Below are 6,107 nucleotides of genomic sequence, written 5' to 3'. Positions count from 1 at the left end.
GAGACGAAGCCGGTTGAGACGCCGACGCCGACTCCGACGCCTTCGGAGACGAAGCCGGTTGAGACGCCGACGCCGACTCCGACTCCGACGCCTTCGGAGACGAAGCCGGTTGAGACGCCGACGCCGACTCCGACGCCTTCGGAGACGAAGCCGGTTGAGACGCCGACGCCGACCCCGTCGCCTTCGGAGACGAAGCCGGTTGAGACGCCGACTCCGACGCCTTCGGAGACGAAGCCGGTTGAGACGCCGACGCCGACTCCGAAGCCTTCGGAGACGAAGCCGGTTGAGACGCCTCCGGCGACGTCGACCCCCTCGGAGACGACCCCGCCGTCGTCAACTCCCTCGGAGACGACTCCGGCCGTGGCGCCGAGTGAGGACAGCTGCGAGGAAATCCCGGGCGTCGCAGGTAATGGAACCTCGAATTCGGGTGTTTGCGCGGACAGGTCCGTGAACGAGGGCTCGGATGAGAACCTGGCCTCCACTGGTGCCCAGGCGACTCCCTACGTAGCGATCGCTGCGGTTCTTGTCCTCTTCGGGCTGGTCCTGACGTTGGTCACCCGCAGGAAGGCAGCATCCCGTCACAGCTAATCGTCACTAGCGGTAGGCACCAGCCCATTACGGCATCCCGTCGGATGCTGTAGTGGGCTGGTCCTGCTTTATCCGGCACCGTTCCCGTCACAAATGTGACGGTGTGCACGGAGAGTCGAGAGTCAGCTTACAATTTCCTGGGGGTCAGCTGGTGGTCTCCAGTTGCCCGCGATCAGCCGTTCAAGGCTGCCGCGATTTTTCCCTAGGATGCCCAGTGAATAATCCCCGACTCCGTTCTCTAAGAACCATTGGCTTAGCCATGACCACGCTTCTGATCACCGGAGGACTGGCCGTCCAGCCAGCCGCTGCTGACCAGATCAACATCATTCCGAGCACCCCCAAGGTCCTCAAGGCCGCGGCAGAGACCCCCACTGACCAGTTCATCGTGGGTATTCGCGACAGCGCAGCCCAGGCCGCTGCGGTGAAGGCCGAGAACGCGGCGGACAAAGCAGCCACCAAGCTGGGTGTGCAGGCCAAGAGCTCCCGCGAAAATGCCACCGGGGGTCACGTCATCAAGCTCGATGAGGCACTTTCGGCAACGGAAGCCCAGGCTTTCGTGGAAACCCTTCGCGCGGATCCCAACGTGGCCTACGCAGAGGCTGACGACATCATGCGTCCCACCTCGCACTCACAGGACTACGGCTACTTGGAGCAGTGGAACCTGTGGGACAACCTGTCCGGCGTCCGCACCCCGGGTGCCTGGGACTACAACCACGGCGAAGGCGTAGTTGTTGCCGTGGTGGACACTGGCATCACCAACCACCCTGAACTCAACGCCAATGTGTTGCCCGGTTACGACATGATTTCCAGCGCTGCCGATGCGCGGGATGGCAACGGCCGCGATCCCGACCCCACGGACCAGGGCGACTGGGTGCCGGCGGAAGAGTGTGAATCCGGCAGCCCCGCCGAGAACTCCTCATGGCACGGAACCCATGTGGCCGGAATCGTGGCGGCCCTTGGAAACAACAGCATCGGCATCTCCGGCGTTGCGCCGGGTGCCAGGATTCTCCCCGTCCGGGCGCTTGGCGTCTGTGGCGGCTACAGCTCCGATATCGCCGATTCGATCATCTGGGCTGCAGGTGGCGTAGTGGCTGATGCTCCCGTGAACCCCAACCCGGCCAAGGTCATTAACCTCAGCCTGGGCGGCATCAAAGAGTGCTCCACCACGTACCAGAACGCCATCAACTTTGCGTACAACGCCGGCGCCGTGGTTGTTGCCTCGGCAGGTAACTCCAACCGCCCTGCGGCTGATGCCAGCCCTGCCAACTGCCAGAACGTCGTCGCCGTAGCTGCCAGCGACAAAGCCGGAGCCCGGGCCGTGTACTCCAACTACGGTCCCACCGTGGACGTCACGGCACCCGGTGGCGACATGTCGGTTGACGTGAGCCGCGGAATTTTGTCCACCCTGAACTACGGAACCACCACGCCCGGCGAGCCCGCTTTCGCCTGGATGGAGGGAACGTCCATGGCCGCTCCCCACGTGGCGGGCGTTGCAGCCCTTCTTATGTCCGCCGAGGGCAGCACCGTCACTCCTGCACAGGTGGAGCAGCAGCTCAAAGAGTCTGCCAGGCCGCTGCCGGGTGGCTGCTCGGCCGGATGCGGCGCAGGCCTGGTGGATGCCACCGCAGCATTGAAGAAGTTCGGTGGCACCGCCCCCGCTGCAGCACTGAACAAGAAGCTCACCGACTTCAACGGAGACGGCACCAGCGACGTCATTGCCCGCGACGGCAGCGGTGCCCTGTGGCTTTACCGGGGCAACGGCTACGGGGGCTGGAAGGGCGGCCGCACCCAGATCGGTGTGGGCTGGAACGGCATGACCTCCATCGAGGCACCGGGCGACTTCAACGGCGACGGCTACGCAGATGTCATTGCCCGTGACGGCAACGGCGTGCTTTGGCTTTACCCGGGCAACGGTTGGGGCGGCCTTCTGGGCGCCCGTCAGATCGGTGCCGGCTGGAACGTGATGACCTCCATCAAGGCATCAGGTGACTTCAACGGCGACGCAACTGCTGACATCATTGCCCGCGACGGCAACGGCGTGCTCTGGCTTTACCCGGGCAACGGCACAGGCGGCTGGCTGCAGCCTCGCCAGATCGGCGCCGGCTGGAACATTATGACGGCCATCGACGGCGTAGGTGACTTCAACGGCGACGGCAAAGCAGACATTATTGCCCGCAACGGGTCCGGAGCACTCCTGCTCTACCCGGGGAACGGCACCGGCGGGTGGCTGGCCACCAGCCAAATCGGCTCCGGCTGGAACATCTTCAACGCCATTGAGGCGCCGGGTGATTTCGACGGCGACGGCAAGGTGGACGTCCTTGGGCGCAACACAGCCGGAGATCTGCTGCTCTACACCGGCGATGGCTCCGGATGGTGGCTGCGCTTCGGCCAGGTCGGCGCCGGCTGGAACGTCATGACCGCCATTCTCTAAATCCCCGCACCGGCGGCCGGTTCATTCCGCTCCCTCCCAGCTTTCCGTGGGTAGAGTAGAGGCCTGAACATCGCCGGATTGCAGTGGATACGGAGAACGCATTGTCAGCTTGGCTGGAACTTGGACCGGACAACTACGTCTTGGAAACCGAGGGATCGTTACTCAACACCGGGCTGGTGGTGGGCTCTGAGCTCGCCATGGTCATCGACACCGGCTGCGGCCCGCGCCAAGGCCGGGAGATCCTTGCTGCGGTTCGTGAAAAGACCCAGCTGCCGCTGGTGGTGGTGAACACCCATGCGCACTACGACCACTTCTTCGGTAACGCCGTTTTCGCTGACGACGGCGTTACCGAGTTTTGGGCGCACGCCAACTGTGCGGCCACCATCGAACGCGACGCCGACAACCAGCGACGCTTCGTGGCCACCAACGAACCCGAGATGGCAGCGGGGGAGGGCGACGCCGTCGAAATTGTTGTCCCGAACGCGCTGGTCCACGACCAGCCTGTGCTGGTGGACCTCGGCGGGATCACCGCCACGCTGTTCTACCTGGGCCGCGCCCACACGGACGGCGACCTGCTGGTAGGAACCAGCTCCACCCTGTACGTGGGTGACCTGGTGGAACAGGGTGCGCACCCGTCGTTCGAGGACTCCTATCCCGAAGAGTGGGCCGATGCGCTGCGGCACATCTCGGCGCTGAGGCACCGTTACGAATTCCTGGTCCCGGGCCACGGAAAACATGTCAGTGACGAGTTCGTCAAGACAATGGCAGACACCATGGGCACGGCGGTGCGCCAGGCAACCCAGTCCATCCGCGACATGCCCTCAGACGCCACGAAGGCCATTCCAGTGCTGCCTTACGGCCCGGAACAATCGCGCTGGTTCATCAAGCGGCTGCAGGAAACCAACGCCCAAGGACGCACCTCGCTGGGCACGGCAGACTTTGGTCCGGGGAAAACAGGCTCTTACCCGTCATAAACAAGGTTCCTTACAAATTTCTCATCTTCTTTACTCCTGACTATGGACTATTCCAATAGTCCTTCCTAGGATGAAGGCGACCAATGGTTCGCGACTACCTGGGGGTGTCGAGATGAGGGGTTCGCGCGTTTTTCCGCGTGCTGCCAGCATTCTCCGCTCCGTCATGGTCGCGGGTGCCGGTACCGCAATCTGGATGGCGCTCTCAGCCACCGCTGCAAATGCGGACGCGGGGCCTGCCGAAAAGAACCTCTTGGAGAGCACGACGTCATCGAGCTCCATCAGCATTCCGCTTCCCGACGTAGCCCTGCCGGCCGCCGTCAAGGGCTTGCTGCCGGCCGATCACCTCAACGTCCCCGTGCCTGCCGTCACGCCCGTGGTGCAGCACGCGGGCGGCACAGTGGATCAGGCAATAGGCGCCGTGCCGGTGGTCAACCAGGTCCTCCCAGGGGACACCGCGGCAACAGTCGTGAACACAGTGCTCGTTCCGGCTACAGATACCGTGGACCGCACGGTTGACGTCTTTGTCCCGCCGGTGAACTCAGCCCTGGAACCCGTGCGCCTGGAACCTGTGACCGATGTGCTCAACCCCGTGGTGGCGCCGGTCGTGGGCGTGGTCGATGCTGTTCTGCCACCCCTCGATTCCGTGGTTCCACCGGTGACCCTTCCACCCGTGGTGGTGCCTCCGGTTGCCGTCCCTGCGGAGGAGGTCCCGGCTGCACCCGTTACCAGTGGGTCAATACCCCCGGCCGGACTGGACGCCGGCACCTCGCCGGGGACCGACGTCGTAATTCCAGCTGAACCGGCCACAAGTGCCCCGGCTGAACAAAGCCAACTTTCGGAACCGTCCGCGGCTGCGGGGACCGCACTCGATGCATCTCCATGGGTGATGTCCACCCGTAGCTTCGGCCCCACGGGAATCACCGCGGTGCTTGGCGCCTCGTCGTCGTCCGCTGATCCGGCAACGCAGCCCGGTCTGCCGGGTGACCGCGACACGGTCCCATCAGGCCTCGCCGGCGGCGGTTCCGCCGGGTCTTCCAACGGTCCGCCAAACCCGGCGGCAGCGTTCCTTGCCGCCGCCCTGATCATCCCTGCCGACACACTTCCTGGCCTCGCAACGGCCAGCGACGAACAACATCCCAAGCCGGTTTCATTCGATCCCGGCTCCTCTCCTGACTAGGTCCCCAGCCTTGCTGCACCGACTTTCGCGGCAGACGGCACTACAGACGATCCGTCATCGGACGTCTCCGGGAACAAGACCTTCAGGAGAAAAAGACCATGAACACGACCATTCGCAAGTGCCTGATCGGCACCTGCTTTGCCGGGGGCATGATTGTCCTCAGCGCCACCGCAGCAAACGCCGCGGATACCACCAGCGGCAAAGACGGACTTCTGTCCGGCACGCAAGTGGTGGCGCCAGTAACAGCGCCCATCAACCTCGGCGCAACCTCTTTGGGCCTGGTGGGGGACTCGGCAGCAACCAGTTCTGCCACACCTGCTGCAACTTCGGGTTCAGCACCCGCAGCCACCACCAACGGTTCCAACGGCATCGGATCCGGGACGCAAGTGGTAGCCCCGGTAACGGTGCCCGTAAACCTGGGCTCGTCGTCAGTGGGTCTGCTGGGGGGCTCCACTGCGGCGAGCTCAGCCACACCTGCCGCCCCGGCCGGGGCAACAAGTTCGACGCCGGCAGCAACCACCGGCGGCGCCGACGGTATCGCCTCGGGAACCCAGGTTGTCGCACCGGTGACGGTCCCCATCACGGTGGGGTCGACGTCGGCCGGCGTACTCGGTGACTCGGCAGCAACTTCAGAATCAGCAGCTCCTGCACAGGCCCAAGCGCCCGCGCAGGCAACAACGTCGGGGGGAGAGGGTATCGCGTCCGGCGCTCAGGTAGTGGCTCCGATTTCGGTCCCTGTTAACATCGGAGCCACTGCCGTGGGTGTGGCTGGGGATTCTGCAGCTACGTCCAGCAGTGGAGCTCCAGCTGCTTCTCCTGCCGGCACCGGTTCGGGTGCCTCCACGTCGGGATCTGACGGTATTGGTTCGGGGACGCAGGTTGTTGCTCCGATTACTGCTCCGGTGAGCGTTGGTTCAACCTCTGCTGGCGTGCTGGG

Annotated in this window: 4 protein-coding genes and 1 pseudogene; 4 read left to right on the top strand and 1 reads right to left on the bottom strand. The window is 64.4% G+C overall.

The features are described 5' to 3' along the window. Window positions 1-482: hypothetical protein (locus PV760_RS01695; RefSeq protein WP_354626991.1), on the bottom strand; the 482-nt coding region annotated here is incomplete at its 3' end. A 365-nt stretch (window positions 483-847) separates the two neighbouring features. On the opposite strand from PV760_RS01695, the gene PV760_RS01690 reads away from it, so the two are divergent. The 4 genes and pseudogenes from PV760_RS01690 to PV760_RS01675 form a co-directional block, all read left to right on the top strand. Then, entirely contained in the window at window positions 848-3,019 is a 2,172-nt protein-coding gene (locus tag PV760_RS01690; protein ID WP_064721513.1) for a S8 family serine peptidase, read from the top strand. 83 nt (window positions 3,020-3,102) lie between these two features. Beyond that, the gene (locus PV760_RS01685; protein ID WP_018776860.1) at window positions 3,103-3,993 is read left to right on the top strand and encodes an MBL fold metallo-hydrolase; all 891 of its coding nucleotides are present in this window, start codon (window positions 3,103-3,105) and stop codon (window positions 3,991-3,993) included. Between the two features lie 112 nt (window positions 3,994-4,105). Beyond that, window positions 4,106-5,170, top strand: a complete 1,065-nt coding sequence (locus PV760_RS01680) for a hypothetical protein (protein WP_354626990.1) — start codon at window positions 4,106-4,108, stop codon at window positions 5,168-5,170. A gap of 98 nt (window positions 5,171-5,268) precedes the next feature. Then, window positions 5,269-6,107 (top strand): annotated as a pseudogene (locus PV760_RS01675) (cell wall anchor protein); the annotation flags it as partial.

This window comes from Paenarthrobacter sp. CC6 (genome assembly GCF_040560085.1).
In the GTDB taxonomy this organism is placed as follows: domain Bacteria; phylum Actinomycetota; class Actinomycetes; order Actinomycetales; family Micrococcaceae; genus Arthrobacter; species Arthrobacter nicotinovorans.
Note: the sequence above shows the minus strand (reverse complement) of the source record. Positions and strands in the feature narration are given on the sequence as shown.

What these genes read in the sequence shown, in the direction of transcription:
- PV760_RS01690 (WP_064721513.1), top strand. Translation starts at nt 848, where the DNA reads ATGACCACGCTTCTGATCACCGGAGGACTGGCCGTCCAGCCAGCCGCT.
- PV760_RS01680 (WP_354626990.1), top strand. Translation starts at nt 4,106, where the DNA reads ATGAGGGGTTCGCGCGTTTTTCCGCGTGCTGCCAGCATTCTCCGCTCC.